This is a genomic window from Paratractidigestivibacter faecalis, from assembly GCF_003416765.1.
In the GTDB taxonomy this organism is placed as follows: domain Bacteria; phylum Actinomycetota; class Coriobacteriia; order Coriobacteriales; family Atopobiaceae; genus Paratractidigestivibacter; species Paratractidigestivibacter faecalis.
Genome location: NZ_QSNG01000001.1, coordinates 598,590 through 622,347 on the forward strand (window position 1 = coordinate 598,590; position 23,758 = coordinate 622,347).

Consider the following 23,758-nt stretch of genomic DNA (forward strand, 5'->3'; position numbering starts at 1 on the left):
AAGAAATGCGAACGCGCCGAGGCGTGGCCCCTGGCGCGAAGGGAGGAACATGGCTATGGAGCTAACGCCTGCTCAGCAGGCGCTCCTGGACGGCTCGCGCGGACCGGCGATGGCCAAGGTCGTGCGGACGCTCGTGATGTACGGCGAGTGCTTTGGCGCCCGCAGGATGGTCGAGGTGACGGGGGCGCGCGGCCATCTGGTCACGAGCTTCGGGCTGAGCATGCTCAAGCCCGTCTACGACCTCATGGACGAGCTCGTGGCGGGAGGGGCCGTGAGCGGCCAGGAGTTCAGCGCCGACCCGCGGCCGCTTGACCCTGCGGTGCCCGCAAACCCGCTGCAGCGCCTCGTCTTCAAGGTGATGTACTCCAAGCAGGCCGATTACGAGGCGCAGCTCGGGGCCATGGGCCTCATGGGAGGCGACGCCTTCACCTGCACCTGCTACATGCCCGAGGTCGGAAACCGCCCGGGCCGCGGCGACGTCTTGAGCTGGGCCGAGAGCAGCGCCGTCGTCTTTGCCAACTCGGTGCTGGGCGCCCGCTGCAACCGCAACTCGGGCATCATCGAGATGTTCGGCTCCATCGCGGGCTTCGTGCCGGAGTTCGGGCTTCTCACCGACGAGGGGAGAAGGGCCACCTGGGTCGTCGAGGTGGCGTGCGAGCACCGGCCCGAGCCGCAGGTGCTCGGAAGCGCCATCGGCATGAGGGTGATGGAGGAGGTGCCCTACATCAAGGGCCTCGGCCGCTGGCTGGGGGACTCCCTGGACGGCAGCGCCGAGGACTACCTCAAGGACATGGGCGCCGCAGCCGCCTCCAACGGCGCCGTGGGGCTCTACCACGTTGACGGCCTCACGCCCGAGGCCGTCGAGCTCGGCGAGTCCGGCCTCGTGGCGCCGGGCGCCAAGGTCTACCGCATAGACGACGCGGAGCTCGAACGCGTGCGCTCCGGCTACCCCGTCATGTGGAAGAGGCCCGCGGACAAGCCCAAGCTCTGCTTCATAGGCTGCCCGCACCTCTCGTCCGCGCAGCTCGCGGACTGGTCTGACCGCATCGTCGAGGGGCTTGCCGCCGCAGGAAAGAGGCGCGTCCAGGTGCCGACCGTCCTCACGGCCGCCCCGGCCGTGGCCCGCTCCTTCGAGGGGACCGCGGCCGCGGAGCGCCTTGCGGCGACGGGCGCCGTCGTCTCGAGCATCTGCCCGCTCATGTACACCAACAACCCGCTGTGCGGCCGCATGCCCATGGCGACCAACTCCAACAAGCTGCGCACCTACTCCACGGCGCGCTACTACACCGACGACGAGGTGCTGGCCCTGGTGACCCGCGGCCACGCCGACGAGAGGGGAGGCGACCGCTGATGCCCAAGGTCTTCAAGGGACGCGTGGTGGTCCCGGGCACCGCGAGTGCGGAGGCGCTCGTCTCGCACGGAGGGCTCAACACGCTGGCGTCCTTCCAGAAGGCGCTGATGTTCGGCGACGGGAAGGCCACCTGCTCGGACCAGAACAACCCCGACCTCTACGGCCGCGCGATGGCGGGCAAGGCGCTCTGCCTGCCGATGACCATCGGCTCCACCACGGGGGGCATGGTGCTCTTCTGCGCGGCCAAGATGGGTAGGCAGCCCGCGTGCCTGCTCTTCTCCAAGCCCATAGACAGCCTTGCCGCGGCGGGGGCCATCCTCACGGGCGTGTGGGCCGAGGCCGCGATGCCCACCGTCGACTGCCTTGGAGACGAGTTCCTGGAGGCGGTCCGCACGGGGGACGCCGTGAGGGTCGAGGCCGACGGCACCGTCACGGTGGGGTAGCGGCGCGGGGCGCCCGGGGCCTTGGCAGCTTCTCGCCGGCAGGGCCCTCCGGCTTTGTGTATTAAATCATTGATACAGGAAGCCCCAATTGGTGCAAAAGGCCCGTGCATGCACGCGCCAAAAGCAAACAGGCCCGCTTTGTGTATCAACTTCTCAATACACAAAGCGGGCCTCAGCGGAGAAGTGCCTGTCCGCGTGGTGGCAGGAGCGCGGACCTGCGTTTACACTCTCATCGCTCTCATCGCGTTCAGGATGGCGATGATCGCCACGCCCACGTCGCCGAAGACGGCCAGCCACATGTTGGCCACGCCCAGGGCCGCCAGGACGAGGATGACCAGCTTCACTGCCAGGGCAAACACGATGTTCTGCCACACGATGCCCATGGTCTTTCTCGCCAGGCGCATGGCCCGGGCGATGTTGGAGGGCTTGTCGTCCATGAGGACCACATCGGCGGCCTCGATGGCGGCGTCGGAGCCCATGGCGCCCATGGCAATGCCCACGTCCGCGCGGGTGAGCACCGGCGCGTCGTTGATTCCATCGCCGACAAAGGCAAGCTTGTGGTGGCCCTCCTCGTCGGCCAGGAGCGTCTCCACCCGCTCGACCTTGTCCGCGGGCAGGAGCTGCGCGTGGTACTCGTCCAGGTCCAGCTGCGCGGCCACGGCGGCGGCCACTTCCTCGCGGTCTCCCGTGAGCATCACGCAGCGGCGGACGCCGGCGGCGTGCAGGTCGCCGATGGTTCGGGCGGCGTCGTCCTTGACGGTGTCGGCGATGACCACGTGGCCCAGGTAGCGACCGTCCGCGGCCACGTGGAGGATTGTGCCAACCACGTCGCAGGCCGGCGCCTCCACGCCGTGGGCGGCCATGAGCTTGGCGTTGCCCACCAGCACCTCGCGCCCGTCGACGCGGGCACAGACGCCGTGGCCGGACTCCTCGGCGGCGTCGCTCAAGCGGGCCTGGTCGACCTGGGCTCCGTACGCGCGGCGGACGGACGCCGCGATGGGGTGGTCACTGAAGGACTCGGCGTGCGCAGCCAGCTCCAGCAGCTCGTCGCTCTGGACGCCGTCTGCCGGGTGGACGGCAACCACGTCGAAGGTGCCGTTGGTGAGGGTGCCGGTCTTGTCGAAGACCACGGTGTCCACCTCAGAGAGAGCCTCCAGGTAGTTGGAGCCCTTGACCAGGACGCCGATCTGCGAGGCGCCGCCGATGCCGCCGAAGAACGAGAGCGGCACGCTGATCACCAGCGCGCAGGGGCAGGAGACCACCAGGAAGGTCAGGCCGCGCAAGATCCAGTCCGCCCAGGCGCCGGTCAGAAGGCCGCCGCCCACGGCCAGCAGCGCGGCGGCACCGGTGACGGCCGGCGTGTAGACGCGGGCGAAGCGCGTGATGAAGTTCTCGGTGCGGGCCTTCTTCTCGCTGGCGTTCTCCACGAGCTCCAGGATGCGGCTCACGGTGGACTCGCCGAAGGGCTTGGTGGTGCGCACGCGCAGCACGCCCGTCATGTTGATGCAGCCTGAGATGACCTCGTCGCCGGCCTCGGCGTGGCGCGGGACGGACTCGCCGGTGAGGGCGGCGGTGTCCAGCTGCGTTGTGCCCTCCAAGATGACGCCGTCGATGGGCACGCGCTCGCCGGGCTTGACCACAATGACGTCACCCACGGCAACCTCGTCGGGGCCCACCTGCGCAAGGTCGCCGTTGCGCTCCACGTTGGCAAAGTCGGGCGCGATGTCCATCATGGCGGCGATGGACTTGCGGCTCTTGCCCACGGCGTAGGCCTGGAAAATCTCTCCCACCTGGTAGAAGAGCATGACGGCCGCGCCCTCGGCCATGTGCGGCTCGGTCTGGGGGAAGAGCACCATGGCAAACGCGCCGATGGTGGCCACCGTCATGAGGAAGTTCTCGTCAAAGACCTTGCCGTGGCGGATGTTGCCCCAGGCCTTTTGCAGGACGTCGTGGCCGGCTATGGCATAGGGGACGAGGAACAGCGCAAAGCTCGCGTACACCGCGCCCGTGGTGCCAAAGAGGCTGGCGAGAAGCCCGAGCTCGTCTGCGGCCAGGACCGCAAAGAACACGGCCAGCGCCACGCCGATGCGCCGCGCCTTGTGCTCCAACGACTCCTTCTTCCTGCGCTTCTTTTTCTTCTTGTTGGTGCTGCTGGCAGCCATCGATCTCTCCTTAAGGCTGAACATATGAACATGCGCTCATACATACGGTGCAAGAAAGGCCGCAACGTGGTGCGGCCGGGTGACTAGACCAGGATCTCGCAATCGGGCTCGGCTTCCTCGGTGTAGTCGATGACGCGCTGGAGCACGTCATCGAACTCGGCGTCGGCGGCCTCGAGGGTGAGCTTCTGGGTCATGAAGTTCACGGAGACCGAGGTCACGCCCTCGAGCTTGGCCAGGCCCTCCTGCAGCTCGCGGGCGCAGTTGGCGCAGTCGATCTCGTCGAGCTTGAATGCCTTCTTCATGGTGGGTTCCCTTCCGTTGTGGGCTGATTCCAGGGTTGATGTGCCGCGCCGGGTGCTTCTCGCCGCGTCGCGCTACTCGCAGACGTGGGAGAGACCGACGTTCAGCATGGTGTAGACGTGGTCGTCGGCCAGGGAGTAGACCACGTTGCGGCCGTCGCGCTCGCACTTGACGAGGTGGGCCTGCTTGAGCGTGCGCAGCTGGTGGCTGACGGCGCTCTGCGTGGTGCCCGTCTCGTCCGCGATGTCCGCGACGCAGAGGTCGCGTCCCATGAGGCAGAACAGGATCTTGATGCGCGTGGTGTCCGAGAAGACCTTGAACAGGTCGGCCAGGTCATAGAGAAGCTCCTCGTCGGGCAGCTCCTCTGGCGACTCTCCGACCGGGATTCCCTCGCACATGCCTCCTCCTTTCTGAACATATGAGCAAACTCTCAATCGATACTACATGCCATTGATTGTATGAGCATGTGTTCACATGTCAATAGGAATCTCACCGTCCTCGCAAATTGGGGACGTGTTCAAATTTGCGCAAAAAGGGGACAGGCTAGCTGGCCGTAACGCCGGCAGGAAGCAACCTGTCCCAAGTTTGCGAAAAAACGAACACGTCCCCAATTTGCGGGGGGGGCGGCGAGAAAAGAGGCCGCCCGGTTGGGGCGGCCTCGATGCAAGTCAGGTTGTTGCGGGGGAGTGCTAGGCGAAGTCGATTTCGCCGGTCTCTGCGTTCATGCCGGAGACGATGGCCAGGCTCTCCACCTGGTAGCCGCGCTCGCGCAGGCTTTTGCCTCCGGGCTGGAAGTCCTTCTCGATGGCGATACCGATGCCCTCGACCACGACGCCGGCCTCCTCGCAGATTTCGAGCAGGCCGTTGAGGGCGCAGCCCATGGCCAGGAAGTCGTCGAGGATGATGACGTGCTCACCGCGCTCGAGGAAGCGCTTGGCGACGATGACCTCGTAGGTGCGGCCCTTGGTGTAGCTCTTGATCTGGGTGCGGTACTGCTCGCCGTCGAGGTTCTTGGACTCGGTCTTGCGGGCGAACACCACAGGCGCGTTGTGGAAGTGGGTGGCGGCCACGCAGGCGATGCCGATGCCGGAAGACTCGATGGTCAGAATCTTGTCGACCTTCTTGCCCTCAAAAAGGCGGGCCCACTCGGCGCCCATTTGGTCGTAAAGCGCGACGTCGCACTTGTGGTTGAGGAAGCTGTCGACCTTCAGGACGTTGCCCTCACGAACGATGCCATCCTGGCGAATGCGGTCCTCGAGCTCCTTCATGCGGAAGTCCTCCTGAGCGGCTTGTGGTGTGCAATCCTGAAAAAACGGTTGCAGTCCATAATGCCACGTTCGCAGCCGTTGCGGGGCCAAAACCTACCGTTTGCCGGCAGATTCCCTGCATTTCTTGGCTAATATGTGCTCATGGAGAAGAGCAACCTCACATACAGGGACTACGCGCGCCTGGCGCGGCTGCCGCTAGACGAGCTTGCGGCCGGCTGCGAGGCACAGGCCTTCCACGCCTCGGGTCCCGGCGGGCAGTGCATGAACACCACGGACTCCGCCGTGCGCATGACGCACCGCGCCACGGGCATCACCGTGACCTCGCGGGAGTCCCGCAGCCAGTACAGAAACCGCCAGCTCTGCCTGCAGAAGATCCGTGCGGAGCTGGAGCGCCGGGCCGTGCCGCCCAAGGTGCGCCACGCCACGCGCCCCAGCCGCGCCGCCCGCGCCCGCCGCATGGACGAGAAGAGCCGTCGCGGACAGATCAAGCGCCTGCGCGGCCGCGTTGACGAGGACTAGCGGCGCCGCTCGCGCCAGGCCCGCCGGTCCCGCCGGGCGCGTCCCACGTGCGACCGTTTGCGGTGACCCGGGGGTATGGCGTGCGCCGCCGGCGGCGTCTCCACCTACGCTTTGCCCTCCGGTGCTCAGACGCTCACGCCCACCACGGGGCACGCCCCTAGGCGTTCACGTGGTTCCTGAGGGCCTCGCCTGCCGCAAGGTGGGCGAGGTTCTCTGCCGCTATGCCCACAATGTTGTCGAGCGTGACGGCCAGGTGGAACTGGCCCGAGACGTGGGGCGTGAGCAGCAGGTTGGGCGCGTCCCAGAGCGGGCTTTCCGCAGGCAGGGGCTCGGGCGTGCAGACGTCCAGCGCCGCGCCGGAAAGGTGGCCCGAGGCGAGGGCCTCCACGAGCGCCCGCTGGTCCACGAGGTCCCCGCGGCCGGCGTTGGCAAAGTAGGCGCCGTTCCTCATAGCGTCAAAGAAGGCCTGGTCGGCGATGCCTGCCGTCTGGGGCGTGCTGGGCAGCACCGAGCAGACCACGTCCGCCTCGGGAAGGAGCCTCGGCAGGTCTGAGAGGGTCCCCATGGCGTCGAATGGGTGGTGCGGGGCGGCCTCGCGCGAGCGGACGCCGCAGACCGAGGATCCCATGGCGGCAAAGAGCCCCGCCAGGTGGGTTCCGATGTCCCCAGCGCCCAGCACCAGCACGCGGGCGCCCCTGAGGGTGGTGACGGGGCCCAGGTCGCACCAGTCGTGCGCACGCTGGCGGTCCTGGTAGGCGGGCAGGCGCTTGACCAGCGAGAGGACCATGGCAAAGAGATGCTCGGAGACCGCCTGGCCGTAGGCGCCGGTGGCGCAGCACAGGGCGCAGCCGTCCGGAAGCACGCCGGAGGCGGCGTACTGCTCGTAGCCGGCGGAGTTGAGCTGCAGCAGGCGCAGGCTGGACGCGCCGGCGAGCATCTCGGTGGGCACGTTGCCCACGATGGCATCGGCCGCCTCCACCTGCTCCCTCGTCACGGTCCTGGGCTTGACGTACTCAAAGCGCGCCCCGGGCACAGCGGCCTCGAGCCGTGCCCTCTGCTCCTTGCTCAGCGGCAGCTGCACCAAAACGTCCATGGTCTTCTCCCCACTCCTCTTGCGGCAACGACAACCCCTTCTTGTACACCCTGTGAGGGGAGGGGCGCCAGTGCCGTGGCTACTTGCGGTGCCTCCACCACTTGTCCAGGCTGTCGAAGGCGATGCACACCAGCGGGATGGTCAGAAAGACCGGCCAGGCGCTGCCCCAGCGGTCGAAGAAGATGCCCTGCCAGACGTAGTAGGCCGTTGCCAGGAGCGGCCATGCCCCGCTGACCAGCGAGAATGGTCCCTCGCCGCCCAGTGCCGCACCCACCACGTAGTAGAGCGGAACGAGGAAGCCCAGCAGCAGCGCCGCCACCCACTGGCCCGTCGCCCAGCCCACGGCCAGGTAGGCCACCAGCACCAGCGCGGGGAAGGGGAAGGCGTCCCATCTGCGCCTGAAGTCGCTCTTGCCCTTGAGGTCATGGCCGAGCTCCTCGTGCGCGTCGTGCCAGCTATCGTAGTGCGTGCCGTTGATGGTCACGCCCTCGCCCTCGGGGTCGCTCTCCACGGTGTTGCCCTCGGCGTCGGACACGTGGATGCCGTTCCAGCCCATGTGGACCTCTTCGCCCTTTGGGTCCACCACGTGGATGCCCTCGCGAAGAGAGATCCTGACCTGAGACTTTGCAGGGTTCTCGTCCTTCTCGCCAGCGTCCTTGGGGTCCGGGGAGGCTTTCCCGAAGAGAAGCTCGTCCAGCGTGACGCCGTAGAGGCCCGCAAGCGCGATGAGGTTATCGGTGTCGGGCGAGGCCTCGCCGCGCTCCCACTTGCTCACGGCCTGGCGACTCACGCCCAGCTCCGCGGCAAGCGCCTCCTGCGAGTAGCCGGCCGCCTTTCTCCGCGCGACCAGACGCTCTGCTATCTGCATGTCCATGTGACCTCCTGGGTCCGAACGCTCCGTGTGGTGGCCGATGCTATTCTGGAGGCGCCGCACATGCCACCAACTTGGGATTGAATGTGGCCGGCAGTGCGCAACCTTGGGTTGCAATGGTTGGTTGCGGCCCATTCTACCTGCGGATACGCTTTCCTGGAGGACGTTTTGGTAAAAGGCATCGGCATAGACCTGGTGAGCCTTCCCGAGTTCCGTCGCATCTGCGACGACTGGGGCGCGTCGGGCCGGGCGGGCGTGGACATCGCAAACGCCTTCGTCAGGCGCACCTTCACGGCGGCCGAGCTTGCCCAGGCGGCGGGACGCCATGACCCGTGCGAGTTTCTCGCCGGGCGCTTTGCCTGCAAGGAGGCGGTCTTCAAGGCTGTGGCCCCGCTCACGGACGAGGGCTTTGACCTGCGCCTCGTCGAGACGCTGGACGCGCCGACCGGACAGCCCCAGGTGAGCCTTGCGGGCGCCCTCACCCCCGTCCTCTCCGAGGCCGGCGTCACGAGCGTCCTCGTCTCCATCACCAACGAGGGGCAGTACGTCCTGGCCCAGGCGCTGGCCCAGTAGGCCACCACATCGGCTTCCTCTGCGCAGAACTCCCCTTCGTGCGAGTGATTTTGATTTTGGCGTGCAGAAGCGACCTTCGTGTGAGCCTGTTTTGAGGGCAATTGCTGACTCTGGCCCTCTTCGGCCAACAAAAGCCCAGTTGGCAAATACCCGATACTCGGCAGAGTCCCGAAAATGGCTCACACGAAGGCCGGCTCTGCACAAGCTTTTGGAAAACACTCACACGAAGGGGAGTTCTGTGCAAGTGATGCCCTGACCGCGCAGCCAAAGCCCATATCCACAACGAGGGCCGCCCGCCCACTTGCTAAGCCGAGGCTTTGTTCAACTGCCTCTGTGTGCAAGCGGGCGGGCGGCCCATGTCGCAGGTTGCTTCCCGCCTGTCTCGGGTCGAGAACCTGCGCTACTTGGCTGCCGGGCTCGGGCTCATCGGAGCGGGCGCCTCGGTGGGGTCGCCGTGCAGGGCCTTCTCGGGCGTGATGGGCAGCGTGCGCACGTAGTTGCCCGTCGCGTGCGCCACGGCGCTGGCGATGGCCGGCGACGGCGTGTTGATGACGACCTCGCCGATGGACTTGGCGCCGAAGGGGCCCGTGGGCTCGTAGCTGGGCATGAACTCGACGCGCACGTCCGGCACGTCCATGCGCGTCGGGATCTTGTACTGCATGAAGGAGTCCGTGCGCATGCGGCCGCGGGCGTCATAGGAGACGTCCTCGCTCATGGCCATGCCGATGCCCTGAACCAGGCCGCCCTCCACCTGCACGCGCGCCAGGTTGGTGTTGATGACCGTTCCGCAGTCCACGACGGCCGCGTAGTCGGTGAGCTCGTACTTGCCGGTGAGCTTGTCCACCTCGACCTCGGCCACGGCGGCGATGAACGGCGGGGGAGACTGCGGCTGGGTGTTGGAGCCGTGGCCGGACAGCATGCCTGGCTGCAGGCCAAAGCCGATGGCGCGGTTGGCCAGCTCGGCAACAGACATGCGCTGCTTGCCGTCGGCGGTGCAGACGGTGCCGGAGTCAAACTCCACGGCGTCGAGCGGCAGGTCCCACCAGGCTGCGGCTTGGGCGCGGATCTTCTCGATGAGGTCTCGGGCGGCCTTGACCACGGCGCCGCCGGTGGTGTAGGTGCCGGAGGAGGCGTAGGCGCCCGTGTCGAAGGGCGAGGTGTCGGTGTCGACGCCCTTGGTGACCACGTGGTCCACGTCGCAGCCCAGGACCTCGGCCGCGATCTGGGCCAGGATGGTGTCCGCGCCGGTGCCCACGTCGGTGGCGCCGATCTTGAGCACGTAGAAGCCGTCGTCCTCGAGGGTGATGTCGACGTTGGCGATGTCGCAGTTGGAGATGCCTGACCCCTGCATGGTGAGGGCCACGCCGATGGCGCGGACCTTGTCGCCCAGGTCCTCGCGAAGCGGGCGACGGCTCCAGCCGGTGAGCTGCATGACGCGCTTCAGGCAGTCGTCGGCGCGGCAGCTGCGGAGGGGCTCCTCGCCCAGCTGCCAGAGGGTCTCGCCGGGCTTGACCAGGTTCTTCAGGCGCAGCTCGCAGGGGTCCATGCCCAGCTTGTCGGCAAGCTCGTTGACGGCGGACTCCACGGCAAAGCAGCCCTGCGTTGCGCCGTAGCCGCGGTAGGCGCCACCCGGCATGATGTTGGTGTAGACCACGTCGTAGGCAAAGCGGCTGGCGGCGCGGTTGTAGAGCGGCAGGGACTTGGCGCCCACCAGGCCGATGGTGGTTGTCCCGTGGTAGCCGTAGGCACCCGCGTTGGAGAGCGCGTAGAGATCGATGCCGGTGATGGTGCCGTCCTTCTTGGCGCCCAGGCGCACGTGCATGCGCATCTTGTGGCGGGAGTTGGAGCAGCTCATGGTCTCCATGCGCGTGTAGATGCACTTGCAGGGGCGCCCGGTCTTCCACGCCGCAAACGCCGAGAAGACCTCGTTGCAGCCGGTCTGCTTGGCGCCAAAGCCGCCACCCACGCGCGGCTTGATGACGCGCACCTGGCTCTTGGGGATGCCCAGGGCATTGGCGACCTGGCGGCGGATGTGGAAGGGCACCTGCGTGGAGGCCACCACCGTGAGGCGCCCGAAGGCGTCCACGTAGGCGTAGGAGCGCATGGTCTCCATCATGGCCTGCTCGGCGGCCTGGGTGTGGTAGTCGTTCTCGATGACGACGTCGGCCTCGGCAAGGGCGGCGTCGACGTCGCCGTGCTCGTGGACGTCGTGGGCCACGAGGTTGCGCGCCGGGTCTCCCGTGCGGTCGGCGCCGTAGGACCAGTCGGCCTCGTTGTGGATGACGGTGGCGTTGTCCAGCGCCTTCTCCATGTCAAGCACGGCGGGGAGCTTCTCGTAGGTCACCTTCACCAGCTTGACGGCCTCCGAGGCCGCCTCCTCGGTCTCGGCGACGACCATGGCCACCTCGTCGCCCACGTAGCGCACGTGGGTTTCCAGGATGCGGGTGTCGTAGGGGCTGCACTCCAGGAAGGACTGGCCGGCCAGCGTGAAGCGGCTGGACGGCACGTCGTCGGGGGTGTAGACGGCCACCACGCCCGGCACGGCGAGCGCGCGGGCGGTGTCGACCTTGGTCACCAGGGCGTGCGCCTGGCCGCTGCGGACGAGCTTGACCACCAGAGCGTTCTCGGGCGCGAGGTCGTCGGTGTAGACGGGGCGTCCCGCAAGGAGGCTCTCGGCGTCCTTCTTGACCACCGGGCGCGAGAGGGTGCTGCCGCGGTCCTCCGCGGTCACGCCCTTGCTCGCGGCCTTGACCTGCGCCTCGGCTTGCGCAGCTGCCTCGGAGCGCGCGGAGATCCTTCCGTCGGGGCTCTTGTGGCGGGCCAGGAAGCGGCGGATGGCGCGCATCTGGCTGGCGTATCCGGAGCAGCGGCACAGGTTGCCGGAGAGGAAGCGGCGGATGGTCTCGTCGTCGGCGTCGGGATACTTGCGGTCGAGCGCCAGGACGTCCATCTCGAGGCCGGGGGAGCAGAAGCCGCACTGCTCGGCGCCCTCCTCGGCCATGCAGCGGGCAAACTCCTCGCGCGCGGCGCCCACGCCCTCGAGCGTGGTGACGCTGTGGCCGTCGACGCGGGCCATGAGGACGGAGCAGGAGAGCACCGGCTCGTCGTCCATCCATACGGTGCACAGGCCGCAGGAGCTGGTCTCGCAGCCGCACTTGACGGACTTGAGGGCGTGCTCTCGGCAATAGGAGAAGAGCGTCTGGTCTGCGGGGACGTCCTCGGTGACCGGACGCCCGTTGAGCGTGAAGCTGATTATCATCAGGCGGAAACCCCCTTGGGCTTGGCCGCCTCCGCGGCAAGCCTGAGCTCGGTGGCGACGTCTTGCTGGGCCGCTGCCTCCAGGATGGCGCGGCGGGAGAGGACCTCGGCCAGCTCGGCGCGGTAGGCGGCGCTGGCGCGGCGGTCGGTGCCGTAGTTGAGGTCGCGGGCGCGCTGACAGGCGGCGTCGAGCTCCTCCGGGCTGAAGCGCGCGGGAAGCCCCAGGTCCTCGCCCTCGAGGAACTTGGCCTTCTTGGGACGCGCGCCCACGGCAAGGTGCCACTGGCCGTCCCACAGCGCCGCGCAGGCGTTGAGCGTGGAGAAGTCCGTCGCGGAGTTGCGCAGGCACTGGAAGCTCGCGCGGTAGTCGTGCTTCTTGACGACGATGCGCTCGAGCACGTCGCGCGCCGCGCCGCCGTTGACGAAGTTGGCGAAGCGCATGGTGCCTGCGCCGGTGAACTCCACGTAGGTGTCAAGCGGCAGAAGCGAGGTCACGATGTCGGAGAAGCCCATGCGCGCGTAGGCGGACCCGCCCACAGTGGCGAGGTTCCTGAACTGCGTGCCGATGATGTCGTGGACGCCGTTGGTGAAGACCGAGCGCGTCATCTGGCGGAAGCCCTCGTGGTGCTCCAACTGGCCGAGGGTCACCATGGCGCCGATGACGAAGGAGTCCTCGGTCTCCTCGATTTCGTTGAGGCCGCAGCCGGAGAGGTCGATGCCCATCGGGACGGTGCGGTCCGAGAGGCGCAGCCACATCATGCCGCCTATGACGGTGGCGAGGCGGTTCTGCTGCAGGAGGTCGTATGCCTCCCGCGTGGTCTTGGGTCGGACGTACTGGTCAAAGCGCAGCACTTGTCCTCCTCGTTCTAGTCATGGGTTGAACCTCAGCATGATAGCGCAGGTGAGAGGCCACATTCAGCAAGACGGGCAACGCTCGTTGCACTTTCACGACTTCAACGTTGGCCCGCCGCAGCCGCAAAAAGGCGCCCGGCGAGAAGTGTGTTCTTCTCGCCGGGCGCCTGACCTGCAAAATGATAAAAAATGGCCGTAAGTGATAAGTCCTTATCGCCGTGCGGACCGTCCCGGCCTTGCGGCCCGCCTACTCCGCCGGGGCGAACTGCGACTCGTAGATCTGGCGGTAGAGGCCGTCTTGGGCCAGCAGCTCCTCGTGGGTCCCCCGCTCGGCGATGCGGCCCTGGTCCACCACGCAGATGAGGTCGGCGTCGCGCACGGTGGAGAGGCGGTGGGCCACCACGAAGCTCGTGCGGCCGCGCATGAGGCGGTCGAAGGCGCGCTGCACCAGGACCTCGGTGCGGGTGTCGATGTTGCTCGTGGCCTCGTCCAGGATGAGCATCTGTGGCCGGGCGAGCATGACGCGGGCGATGCAGAGCAGCTGGCGCTGGCCGGCGGAGATGGACTCGTTGCCGTCGAGCACCGTGTCGTAGCCCTGGGGCAGGCGGCTGATGAAGCCGTCGGCAAAGGCCTCGCGGGCCGCCTCGCGCACCTCCTCGTCGGTGGCGTCGGGCCGGCCGATGGCGATATTCTCGCGCACGGTGGCGCGGCGCACCCAGGTGTCCTGCAGGACCATGCCCCACGTGCCGCGCAGGCTCGCGCGGGCGAGGTCGCGCACGTCGTGGCCGTCCACGCGCACGGCGCCCGCATCCACGTCGTAGAAGCGCATGAGCAGGTTGATGAGGGTGGTCTTGCCGCAGCCGGTGTGGCCCACCAGGGCGATGCGCTGACCGGGTGCCACCTCGAGGTCGACGTCGGTGAGGACGGGACGCTCCGGCGCGTAGCCAAAGCGCACGTGGTCCAGGGTGACCGCGCCCGAGACCTCCCCCAGCTCCAGGGCGCCCTCGGCCTCCGGGAGCTGCGCGGGCTCGTCGACGAGCGCGAAGACGCGCTCGGCGCAGGCCACGGAGTTCTGCAGCTCGGTCACCACGCCCGTGATGTCGTTGAAGGGCTTGGCGTACTGGTCGGCGTAGGAGAGGAAGGCCGAAAGGCCGCCCACCGTGATGCCGCCGGAGAGCGCCACAAAGGCGCCGAAGACGCCCACGGCTGCGTACACCAGCGCGTTGGCAAAGCGCATGGTGGGGTTGGCCAGCGACGAGAAGAATACGGCCTTGAAGTTCTCGTCTCCCAGGGCGGCGTCCACCTCGTCGAAGCGCGCGCTCACGGCCTCGGCCATGCCGAATGCCTCCACGCTGGAGATTCCGCCGATCATCTCCTCGGTGAGGCCGGTGAGCTCTCCGCGCAGGCGGGTCTGCCCGGCAAAGTGGCGGCTGGCGTGGGACGAGATGAACTTGGCCGCCCAGACCGAGAACGGCGTGAGGAAGGTCACGACCAGCGCGATGGTGGCGTTCAGGCGGAACATGAAGACCAGGGTGACCACGATGGTGAGGACGCCGGTGGGCAGCTGCTGGAAGCCCATGACCAGGCCGTTGGTGAGCTGGTCCACGTCGGTCACTATGCGGCTGGTGAGGTCTCCGTGCTCGTGGGAGTCAATGTAGGAAAGCGGCATCTCCTGGATGTGGTCGAAGGCCTGGCGGCGTAGGTCGCAGGCCGCGTCGAAGGAGAGGCGGTTGGTGACGGCGGCAAGGCCCCACTGGCAGGCGAAGATGGCCACGATGGTGAGGGCGATGGCGCGCAGGCTCGCCGTCAGGCCGGCGAAGTCGACCTCGCCCGGCCCCACGACGCAGTCCACCGCCCGACCCGAGAGGGTGGGCAGCGCGAGCGTGCAGACCACCACGGCCACCACCAGGGCAAACGTGGCCGCGAGCTTTGCCGGGTGCGCCGAGAAGAGCCCGAGCATGCGGCGCACCGTGGACCTCCTGGCGCGCACGTCCTTCTCGCCGGCCTTGCCGGCCGTGGCGGCGGTTGCGTTCTTGTTGCTCATCGGCCTGCCTCCTCGCTCGTGAGCTGGGACTCGCAGATCTCCTTGTAGACCTCGCAGCTGGCCAGGAGCTCCTCGTGGGTGCCGAGGCCCGCCACCGCCCCGCCGTCCAGGACCAGGATCTGGTCGCAGGAGCGCACGGCGGCCACGCGCTGCGAGATGGTGACGACGCAAGTGCCGGCGCAGTCGCGGCGGATGGCGCGGCGCAGGGCGGCGTCGGTGGCAAAGTCGAGGGCGCTCGCGGCGTCGTCCAGGATGAGGACGGAGGGACGGCGCACCAGGGTGCGGGCTATGGCCAGGCGCTGGCGCTGGCCGCCGGAGTAGTTGCGGCCGAACTGCTCGACGCGGGAGCCGAGGCCCTCGTCCTTGGAGGCCACCACGTCGGCGGCCTGGGCGGTCTCGACGGCAGACATGAGGTCGTCGTCGCCGGCGTCCTGGGCGCCCCAGCGCAGGTTGGAGGCTATGGTGCCGCCAAAGAGCTGGGGGTTCTGCTCCACGATGCCCACCTGCCGGCGCAGGCTTTGGCGCGTGACCGCGCGCACGTCGGCGCCGTTGACGCGGACGGTGCCGCCCGTGGCGTCGTAGAAGCGCATGAGGAGGGCCGCCAGCGTGGACTTGCCCGCGCCGGTGCCGCCGATGACGCCCAGCGTGGCGCCCGGCATGACCCTGAGGCTCACGTGGGAGAGGGAGTCTCCGGAGGCGCCGGGGTAGGCAAAGCTCACGTCGTCGAGCTCCACGGCGGGGGTGCCCTCGGCGGGGGAGGGCGCCTCGGCGGTGCCGTCCGCCTGCGAGGGGACGGTGGCAAAGACGTCGTTGATGCGGCGCGCGCACGCGGAGGCCTTGGAGAGCATGGTGATGAGGTTGGTGAGCTTGAGGAGCTCGATGAGCGCCTGGGACACGTAGCTCACCAGGGCCACGAGCTGGCCCTGGGTGAGGCCGCCCACGTCAACCTGCAGGCCGCCCACCCACAGCAGGGCGATGAGCCCGAAGTTGACCACGGCGTAGGTGAGCGGGTTCACCACGCCAGAGATGTCGCCCGTCCCCACCTGCATGTCTCGGACGCCGCCTGCCACCTGGGCAAACGTGTCCTTCTCGGCGCCCTCCTGGCGAAAGGCGCGCAGCACGCGGGCGCCCTCGAGGTTCTCGGCGGTCTTGAGGGTGACCTCGTCCAGGCCCTGCTGGATCTTGCGGTAGCGGCCGGTGGTCACGCGCATGAAGGCCAGGATGAGCCCCACGGCCACGACGGACGAGGCCAGAAGGCACGCCGCCTCCCAGCCGTCCACCAGGAAGGCCGAGACCACCGACCCCACCAGGACGAAGGGGATGCGCAGGATGAGGCGGAAGAACATGTTGAGGCCGTCCTGGGCCTGCTGGGTGTCGTTGGTGATGCGGGTCACCAGGCTCGCGCGGCCCAGGGCGTCAACGTCCTCGCGCGGCAGGCTCAGCACGTGGCGGAAGAGGTCGCTTCTGAGGCCGGTGCCAAAGTGGCTCGCCAGCTTTGACGAGTAGTACTGGGCCACGATGGCCACCACGTAGCAGACCAGGGCTATGGCCGCCAGGACGGCGCCGTGCGACACGACGAAGCCGGCGTCGCGGCTGGCTATGCCGACGTCGATGATCTGTGCCATGACCAGGGGCGCGATGAGCTGGAGAATGGCCTCCAGCCCCTTGAACGTGGGCGCGAGCACGCACTCCAGGTAGTGCCCGCGAAGGTACCTTCTGAGCTTGAACACGTGACCTCCTATGCTTGGGACCGCCCTCAAGCCTAAACCCGTCATCGCCATGCGAGAAATACCAGTTTCTGCCTGCCGCTATACTCTCAAGGTATGGATGAGAAAAGGGGACAGTCCCTTTTTCTCGCTCGGCCCGTCAGGGGAGAGGTGAGGCGCGTGAACACCCGCCAGATGGAGTACTTCGTGGCCATAGCCGAGGAGCGTCAGATCACGGCCGCCGCGGCCCGGCTGCACATCTCCCAGCCACCCCTCTCGCGCGAGCTCGCCCGCATGGAGCGCGAGCTGGGCGTGCGCCTGGTGGTGCGCGGACCCAGGAGCGTGGAGCTCACCGAGGCCGGCAAGCTCCTCTACCGGCGCTGCCGCGAGGTGCTGGAGCTCACGGGCGCCATGGAGCGCGAGGTGGAGAGCTTCGGCTCGGGCGGCTCGGGCGTGGTCTCGCTGGGGCTGGTCAGCTCCTCGGGGGCGTCCGTGCCGTCCGACGCCATGGCCCCCTTCGTGGACGACTACCCCAACGTGCGCTTTGACGTGCACGAGGGAAACACCTTCGAGGTCATAGACATGCTCAACCGCGGCATCGTCGAGCTGGGCTTTGTTCGCACGCCCTTCGAGCGCGGGCAGCTTTCCTGCCGCTACGGCGCGCCCGTGCCCATGGCGGCCGTCATGCCGGCTCGCTTTGCCGTGGGCGAGCGGCCGGACGTGGTGACGCTCGCCGAGCTGTCGGGCGTGCCGCTCGTGATCTACCGGCGCTACCAGGCGCTGCTTTCCGAGCGGTTCCGCCAGGCGGGGGCGAGGCTCGTGGTGGCGTGCCTGAACGACGACTCCCGCACCACGTGCAACTGGGCCCGCCGCGGCTTCGGCGTGGGGCTCGTGCCGCTCCAGATGTGCGAGACCGTCAACATGGAGGGGCTTCTCGCCAAGCGCGTTGCGGACGAGGCCCTGGTCACGCGGCTTGCCCTGGTTCGCGAGCGGGGCCGCAGACTCTCCCCGGCCGGCGAGCGCTTTCTGGCGTGCTTCTCGTCCTGGTCTGAGGAGTGACGGGCGTCGCGTACGCACGGCCCCGCGGGCAGGCGGCCCCGGCGTGCTAGCATTGCGTCCAAACGGATTCATCCGTCCGATTGGGACGCAAGGCGGGGAGAGGGACGCTGCGCATGAGGCTTGACGAGCTCGAGATTGGCAAGGACGCGGTGGTTGCGCAGGTGAGCTCCGACGACGCGGCGCTGCACCAGCACATTCTGGACATGGGCCTCACACCCGGCACCGAGGTCACCATGGTCAAGTACGCGCCCATGGGAGACCCCCTCGAGCTGCGCCTGCGCGGCTACGAGCTCACCTTGCGCCGGGCGGACGCCGCCCGCATCGAGGTCAGGGGCGTCCACGACGCCGACGGCGTCGCCGCCGAGCCCGTCCGCCAGGCCCCCAGCGCCCACCCGGCCCTAGGCGAGAAGGGCCTCTCGCCGCGACGTTCCGGCTCCCCCGTGCCCGAGGGGCAGCCCCTGGCCTTTGCCCTCGCCGGCAACCAGAACTGCGGAAAGACCACCCTCTTCAACCAGCTCACGGGCTCCAACCAGCACGCGGGCAACTTCCCCGGCGTCACCGTGGACCGCAAGGACGGCCAGATCCGCGGGCACGCCGAGGCCACGGTCACGGACCTGCCGGGCATCTACTCGCTGTCTCCCTACACCAGCGAGGAGATCGTGAGCCGCCAGTTCATCCTGGACTCCAACCCCGATGCCATCATCAACATAGTCGACGCCACCAACATAGAGAGGAACCTCTACCTCACGCTGCAGCTCATGGAGCTCGACCGGCCCATGGTGCTGGCGCTCAACATGATGGACGAGCTCACGGCCAACGGCGGCACCGTGGACGTCAACCGGCTGGAGGGCCTGCTGGGCATCCCGGTGGTTCCCATCAGCGCCGCCAAGAACGAGGGCATCTCCGAGCTCGTGGAGCACGCGCTGCACGTGGCGCGCTACCGCGAGCGCCCGGGCCGCCTGGACTTCTGCTCGGCCGACGGGCCCGACGGCGGCGCCCTTCACCGTTGCATCCACGGCATCTGCCACCTGGTGGACGACCACGCGCAGCGCGCCGGCATCCCCGTGCGCTTTGCGGCCACCAAGCTCGTCGAGGGAGACAAGCTGGTCACCTGCGCCCTCGCCCTCGACGCCAACGAGCTCGACGGCATCGAGCACATCATCAGCCAGATGGAGGAGGAGTCCGGGACCGACCGCCTCTCCGCCCTGGCCGACATGCGCTTCTCGTTCATCGGCGAGGTCTGCGGCAGCTGCGTGGTCAAGCCCCACGAGAGCCGCGAGCACGCCCGCAGCGCCCGCATCGACCGCGTGCTCACCGGCCGCCATACCGCCATCCCGGCCTTCGTGCTCATCATGGGCCTGGTCTTCTGGCTCACCTTCGGCGTCTTGGGCGCGTGGCTGCAGGGCCTCATGGAGGAGCTCGTGGCCTGGGTCACGGCGGGCATCGACGCCGGGCTCACCGCCTTTGGCACCAACCCCGTGGTCCACTCGCTGGTGGTGGACGGCATCTGCGCCGGCGTGGGCAGCGTGCTCTCCTTCCTGCCCATCATCGTGGTGCTGTTCCTGCTGCTTTCCATCCTCGAGGACTCCGGCTACATGGCGCGCGTGGCCTTCGTCATGGACAAGGTCCTGCGTCGCTTCGGCCTCTCCGGACGGAGCTTCGTGCCCATGCTCATCGGGTTTGGCTGCTCGGTGCCGGCCATCATGTCCACCCGCACGCTGCCCTCCGAGCACGACCGCAAGATGACGGTCATGCTGACCCCCTTCATGAGCTGCTCGGCCAAGCTCCCGGTGTACGGGCTTCTCTGTGCGGCGTTCTTCGGGCGCGGCAGCGTGGCGGCCATGGTCTCCCTCTACGTGCTGGGCATCCTGGTGGGCATGGTCGTGGCTCTCGTGCTCAAGCGGACGGCATTCCAGGGAGACCCGGTGCCGTTTGTGATGGAGCTTCCCAACTACCGCCTGCCCAGCCCCAAGACAACGCTGCTGCTTGCCTGGGACAAGGCCAAGGGCTTCATCACCAAGGCGTTCACCATCATCTTCGCCGCCAGCGTTGTCATCTGGTTCCTGCAGACCTTCGACATCCGCCTGAACGTGGTGGCGGACCAGTCCGAGTCCCTTCTCGCCGGGCTGGGCGGGCTTTTGGCCCCGGTCTTTGCGCCGCTGGGCTTTGGCGATTGGCGGGTCTCCTGCGCCCTGGTCTGCGGCCTCATCGCCAAGGAGAGCGTCATCTCCACGCTCACGGTGCTTCTGGGCGCCACCTCCGCAGGTGCACTGTCCGGAATCTTCTCGCCGCTCACGGCCTACGTCTTCCTTGCGTTCACGCTGCTCTACCCGCCGTGCGTGGCCGCCATCAGCACCGTCAAGAGCGAGCTGGGCGGGCGCTACGCGGTGGCCGTCTTCGCACTGCAGGTGTGCGTGGCCTGGGTCGTGGCCTTCCTGGTGCACGCGGCCGGCCTGGCGCTGGGCCTGGCCTAGGGCTGATTCTGTCGCTTTGTCAACCCCTAGTGTCGAGAGTGGCTCTCGGGCGCCTGCGCTTCTCGCCGTTGCGACATAATCCGGGACGGCAGCTTTAGGACGGCATAGGAGCACCTCGGAACATGGACGACCTCATCTTCAGCCTCAACGCGACGCTTCCCATCTTCCTCATGATGATGCTGGGGTACTTCCTCAGGCGCGTGGGGCTGGTCGCCCAGGAGTTCGCCGACCTGGCCAACGGCTTTGTGTTCAAGGTCGCGCTGCCGGTGGTGCTCTTCGACGACCTCTGCCGCATGGACATCGTGGCCTCCTGGGACGGCGGCTTCGTGGCGTTCTGCGCGCTGGCCACGCTGGCGAGCATCCTTCTGTGCTGGCTCGTCTCCAGGGCCTTTGGCCGCGTGCCGTGGCGCGGCGAGTTCATCCAGGCGTCCTATCGCTCCGGCGCGGCCTTCCTGGGCGTGGCGTTCATCCAGAGCATCTATGGCGAGGCGGGCGTGTCTCCGCTTATGGTCATTGGGGCCGTGCCCGTCTACAACGTGTCTGCCGTGGCGATCTTGCAGCTCATGAGCCCGGACCGTCGCGAGGGGGAGGGGCTTGACGCGGGCCTGCTCAGGCGGACGCTCAGGGGCATAGCCACCAACCCTATCATCCTGGGCATCGTCGCCGGGTGCGCTTGGGCGCTGCTCAGGCTGCCCATGCCCGCCATCCTCGGAAAGGCCGTCTCGAGCGTGGGAGGCATTGCCACGCCGCTCGGGCTCATCGCGCTGGGCGCCTCCTTCAGCTTCAGGAAGGCGTTTGCCGTGGGCGTGCCGTCGCTGGTCTCCTCTGCCATCAAGCTCGTGGGGCTTGAGCTCGTGTTTCTGCCCTGCGCGATGGCCCTGGGGTATACGGGCCAAAAGCTCGTTGCCATCATGATGATGTTGGGCCTTCCCTCCACGGTCTCCGGCTACGTCATGGCGCGCAACATGGGCTACGAGGGCACCGTCAACTCCAGCGTGGTCATGCTCACCACGCTGCTCTCGTCCGTGACGCTCACCTTCTGGATCTGGCTCCTCAAGTCAAACGGCCTGGTGTAGGTGGGGCGTCGGCGCGGTTTTTCCTAACGTGCAGACGCTGCCCGCCCCTTCGGTGGGACGGGACGGCTCTTCGCTGTGCAGAACGGGCCTTCGTGTGAGCGATTGTCCGGCGGCTGTGCAGAAGTCCGCTTCGTGTGAGCCTGTTTCTCGGGCTCACGGAGGGTGACGGCTGATTTTATGCACTTCTCTAAGTTGCGCAACGCATCTGCCTGCGGTTTTCAAGCTGGCTTATTCACTGCAATTTTGATATTGCGTTCTTGGCCGGAAAACTGGCTCGCACGAAGCGGACTTCTGCGCAACGGTTTGGAAACTCCTCACACGAAGGCCAGTTCTGCGCGACCTTTCTCACGCTCCAGTGACGGGAGGCCGCAGTATGTGGGCTTTGGCATGCCCGATCGACGATGAGCCGCAAAATGCGGGGGTTGGCACCAGATCGGGTGCCAACCCCCCGCAATCCGCGGCTCATCCGCGCAAATCTCTGCCAAACCCCGCAATACGCGGCTCCCGCGTGTCGTGCCTGCGCTCGATGTTGTGTTGTCAACGTCGAGAAGCTCGCGTCTGGGCGCGACACGCTCGCCGAGAGGCCGGCCTGCGCTATACTCTTTGAGATTCAGCCGCTATCACGGTGTCACTCAGCGAGAGGAGACCTCATGTCTGGTGCCGTTCCAGGAACGCTTCGTGTGTCCAATGACTGCATTGCCGACCTCGCGGGCTATGCCGCCCTCGAGTGCTACGGCGTCGTCGGCATGGCCGAGATCGACCAGGAGGCCGGCGTCGCCCGCCTGCTGCCCAGCGCCCGCATCCGCAAGGGCATCGACGTCGCCGCCTGCGACGGCCGCGTCACCATCGACATGCACGTCATCGTCGAGCAGGGCGTCAACATGGCGTCCGTCGTCCGCAACCTGACGAGCTCCGTTACCCACCTCGTCAAGCAGATCGCCGAGCTCCAGAGCGTCGACGTCAAGGTGCACATCGAGGGCCTGCGCGCTTCCCGCTAGGCTCACCGACCACAGAACCGAGGTTTCTCCAGATGATCTCTTCCGTCATCCGCACGTGCTTCCCCGCGGCCGCCAAGGTCGTGGCCGACAAGGCCGAGGACATCAACAAGCTCAACGTCTTCCCCGTCCCCGACGGAGACACGGGCACCAACATGTCCCTCACCCTCGGCACTGTCGTCAAGGAGGTCCAGGCCCTTTCCGCCGACGCCTCCATGGAGGACATCGCCAAGGCAATCACCCACGGCTCCCTCATGGGCGCCCGCGGCAACTCCGGCGTCATCACCAGCCAGATCCTGCGTGGCATCGCCGAGGGCCTGTGCGACGCCAAGAACCAGGAGGAGCCTACCCCCGCCGACGTTGCCCACGCGTTCCGCCGCGGCGTGAAGGTCGCCTTCAAGGCCGTCCGCAAGCCGGTCGAGGGCACCATCCTCACCGTCCTGCGCGACGTCTCCAACCGTGCGGACAAGCTCGAGAAGTCCAAGATGTCCACCATGGAGATGCTGGACGCCCTGGTCGTGGAGGCCTACGAGTCCGTGGCCCGCACGCCCGACCTGCTGCCCGTCCTCAAGGAGAACGGCGTGGTGGACTCCGGCGCCTACGGCTTCGCCACCTTCCTGGAGGCCTTCGTCAACGCCGCCGCCGGCAAGGCGGGCGAGCTCACCGACTTCGACCCCACCGTCGCCACCGATGACGCCAAGGCCGGCGTCTCCTCCAAGGTTCAGATCGAGCTCAACGACGACTGGGAGGGCTCCGAGTACCGCTACTGCAACGAGTTCCTCTTCCACGCCGAGAAGCCCTTCGACCCCGACGAGGCCCTGACCTTCCTGGCCACCCTCGGCGACTGCGAGCTCGTCGTGGGCTCCTACCCCGACTACAAGGTCCACGTCCACTCCAACGAGCCCAACCGCGTCCTTGAGTACATGCTCGGCTACGGCCAGATCTTCGAGGTCTTCATCCACAACATGGACCTGGAGGCCGCCGACCGCACCGCCAAGATTGCCGCGGACAAGGCCGCCGAGAAGGCCCCCAAGAAGCCGCTGGGCTTCGTGGCCGTGGCCGCCGGCTCCGGCGAGGAGTCCATCCTCAAGTCCCTGGGCGTCGACGTCGTCGTCTCCGGCGGGCAGACCATGAACCCCTCCACGGCCGACATCCTTGCCGCCATCGAGGAGGCCAACGCCGAGAGCGTCATCGTCATGCCCAACAACGGCAACATCCGCATGGCCTCCGAGGCTGCCGCCACCGCGTGCGAGTCCGCCCAGGTGGCCGTCGTTCCCACCAAGACCGTGCTGCAGTCCTTCAGCGCCATGTTCGCTGTGGACGCCGAGGCCTCCCTCGAGGAGAACGCCGAGGCCATGACCGAGGCCATCGCCGACGTCCGCGGCGGCGAGGTCACCCGCGCCGTGCGCGACTCCTCCGCCTCCGATGGCACGCCCATCCACGACGGCGACGTCATGGGCATCCAGGACGGCTCCATCGACGTGGTGGGCTCCGACGTGGCCGACGTCACCATCGAGCTCATCAACAAGATGCAGGAGGACGAGGAGGGCGACTCCCTCACCATCCTCGCCGGCTCCGACATGGACGACAAGTCCTTCGAGGCCCTCATCGCCCGCATCGAGGAGGCCCAGCCCGACCTGGAGATTGACTCCCACCGTGGCGAGCAGCCCCTCTACCCCGTGATCTTCTCCATCGAGTAGACAAGGGCCCACGC

The 23,758-nt window shown here is 67.6% G+C and carries 18 protein-coding genes and 1 pseudogene; 9 read left to right on the forward strand and 10 right to left on the reverse strand.

Features of this window, described 5'->3' with window-relative positions; translation table 11 throughout:
* The first annotated feature begins 49 nt into the window (after window positions 1-49).
* Window positions 50-1,351, forward strand: a complete 1,302-nt coding sequence (locus DXV50_RS02535) for an aconitase X (protein WP_198666388.1) — start codon at window positions 50-52, stop codon at window positions 1,349-1,351.
* Entirely contained in the window at window positions 1,351-1,794 is a 444-nt protein-coding gene (locus tag DXV50_RS02540; RefSeq protein WP_117204642.1) for an aconitase X swivel domain-containing protein, read from the forward strand. Before DXV50_RS02535 ends, DXV50_RS02540 begins: the two co-directional genes overlap by 1 nt.
* Before the next feature lie 221 nt (window positions 1,795-2,015).
* Here DXV50_RS02540 and DXV50_RS02545 read toward each other — a convergent pair whose 3' ends face one another.
* The 4 genes from DXV50_RS02545 to DXV50_RS02560 form a co-directional block, all read right to left on the reverse strand.
* Entirely contained in the window at window positions 2,016-3,956 is a 1,941-nt protein-coding gene (locus tag DXV50_RS02545; protein WP_117204643.1) for a heavy metal translocating P-type ATPase, read from the reverse strand.
* A gap of 83 nt (window positions 3,957-4,039) precedes the next feature.
* The gene (locus tag DXV50_RS02550; protein ID WP_117204644.1) at window positions 4,040-4,258 is read right to left on the reverse strand and encodes a cation transporter; all 219 of its coding nucleotides are present in this window, start codon (window positions 4,256-4,258) and stop codon (window positions 4,040-4,042) included.
* A 72-nt stretch (window positions 4,259-4,330) separates the two neighbouring features.
* On the reverse strand, window positions 4,331-4,654 hold the full coding sequence (locus DXV50_RS02555; RefSeq protein WP_117204645.1) for an ArsR/SmtB family transcription factor: 324 nt from the start codon (window positions 4,652-4,654) through the stop codon (window positions 4,331-4,333).
* A gap of 291 nt (window positions 4,655-4,945) precedes the next feature.
* Window positions 4,946-5,524 carry a xanthine phosphoribosyltransferase gene (locus tag DXV50_RS02560; RefSeq protein WP_117204646.1) on the reverse strand — a complete coding sequence of 193 codons (579 nt, stop codon included), beginning with the start codon at window positions 5,522-5,524 and terminating at the stop codon, window positions 4,946-4,948.
* 231 nt (window positions 5,525-5,755) lie between these two features.
* On the opposite strand from DXV50_RS02560, the pseudogene DXV50_RS02565 reads away from it, so the two are divergent.
* Window positions 5,756-6,043: pseudogene (locus DXV50_RS02565) on the forward strand (peptide chain release factor-like protein); the annotation flags it as partial.
* 157 nt (window positions 6,044-6,200) lie between these two features.
* Here DXV50_RS02565 and DXV50_RS02570 read toward each other — a convergent pair.
* Both DXV50_RS02570 and DXV50_RS02575 read right to left on the reverse strand, forming a co-directional pair.
* Entirely contained in the window at window positions 6,201-7,136 is a 936-nt protein-coding gene (locus tag DXV50_RS02570) for a D-2-hydroxyacid dehydrogenase (protein WP_117204648.1), read from the reverse strand.
* A 79-nt stretch (window positions 7,137-7,215) separates the two neighbouring features.
* Window positions 7,216-8,010 (reverse strand): helix-turn-helix domain-containing protein, encoded by a 795-nt coding sequence (locus DXV50_RS02575; RefSeq protein ID WP_117204649.1) that lies wholly within the window; start codon window positions 8,008-8,010, stop codon window positions 7,216-7,218.
* 165 nt (window positions 8,011-8,175) lie between these two features.
* On the opposite strand from DXV50_RS02575, the gene DXV50_RS02580 reads away from it, so the two are divergent.
* The gene (locus tag DXV50_RS02580) at window positions 8,176-8,580 is read left to right on the forward strand and encodes a holo-ACP synthase (protein WP_232817426.1); all 405 of its coding nucleotides are present in this window, start codon (window positions 8,176-8,178) and stop codon (window positions 8,578-8,580) included.
* Window positions 8,581-8,980: 400 nt separating this feature from the next.
* Here DXV50_RS02580 and DXV50_RS02585 read toward each other — a convergent pair whose 3' ends face one another.
* The 4 genes from DXV50_RS02585 to DXV50_RS02600 form a co-directional block, all read right to left on the reverse strand.
* The gene (locus DXV50_RS02585; protein ID WP_117204651.1) at window positions 8,981-11,839 is read right to left on the reverse strand and encodes a molybdopterin-dependent oxidoreductase; all 2,859 of its coding nucleotides are present in this window, start codon (window positions 11,837-11,839) and stop codon (window positions 8,981-8,983) included.
* Entirely contained in the window at window positions 11,839-12,690 is an 852-nt protein-coding gene (locus tag DXV50_RS02590; RefSeq protein WP_117204652.1) for an FAD binding domain-containing protein, read from the reverse strand. Before DXV50_RS02590 ends, DXV50_RS02585 begins: the two co-directional genes overlap by 1 nt.
* A 247-nt stretch (window positions 12,691-12,937) precedes the next feature.
* Entirely contained in the window at window positions 12,938-14,734 is a 1,797-nt protein-coding gene (locus tag DXV50_RS02595) for an ABC transporter ATP-binding protein (RefSeq protein WP_117204653.1), read from the reverse strand.
* On the reverse strand, window positions 14,731-16,464 hold the full coding sequence (locus DXV50_RS02600; RefSeq protein ID WP_198666389.1) for an ABC transporter ATP-binding protein: 1,734 nt from the start codon (window positions 16,462-16,464) through the stop codon (window positions 14,731-14,733). The genes DXV50_RS02595 and DXV50_RS02600 overlap by 4 nt, the downstream gene beginning before the upstream one ends.
* Window positions 16,465-16,620: 156 nt before the next feature.
* On the opposite strand from DXV50_RS02600, the gene DXV50_RS02605 reads away from it, so the two are divergent.
* The 5 genes from DXV50_RS02605 (at window position 16,621) to DXV50_RS02625 (ending at window position 23,744) form a co-directional block, all read left to right on the forward strand.
* A complete protein-coding gene (locus DXV50_RS02605; protein ID WP_198666390.1) occupies window positions 16,621-17,499 on the forward strand; it encodes a LysR family transcriptional regulator in 879 nt (292 codons plus the stop codon).
* A 113-nt stretch (window positions 17,500-17,612) separates the two neighbouring features.
* Complete coding sequence (gene feoB / locus DXV50_RS02610; RefSeq protein WP_117204656.1) at window positions 17,613-19,973, forward strand: ferrous iron transport protein B; 2,361 nt, start codon at window positions 17,613-17,615, stop codon at window positions 19,971-19,973.
* A gap of 122 nt (window positions 19,974-20,095) precedes the next feature.
* Window positions 20,096-21,049 carry an AEC family transporter gene (locus DXV50_RS02615; protein WP_117204657.1) on the forward strand — a complete coding sequence of 318 codons (954 nt, stop codon included), beginning with the start codon at window positions 20,096-20,098 and terminating at the stop codon, window positions 21,047-21,049.
* A gap of 650 nt (window positions 21,050-21,699) precedes the next feature.
* A complete protein-coding gene (locus DXV50_RS02620; protein WP_117204658.1) occupies window positions 21,700-22,047 on the forward strand; it encodes an Asp23/Gls24 family envelope stress response protein in 348 nt (115 codons plus the stop codon).
* A gap of 32 nt (window positions 22,048-22,079) precedes the next feature.
* Complete coding sequence (locus DXV50_RS02625; protein WP_117204659.1) at window positions 22,080-23,744, forward strand: DAK2 domain-containing protein; 1,665 nt, start codon at window positions 22,080-22,082, stop codon at window positions 23,742-23,744.
* Window positions 23,745-23,758 lie beyond the last annotated feature (14 nt).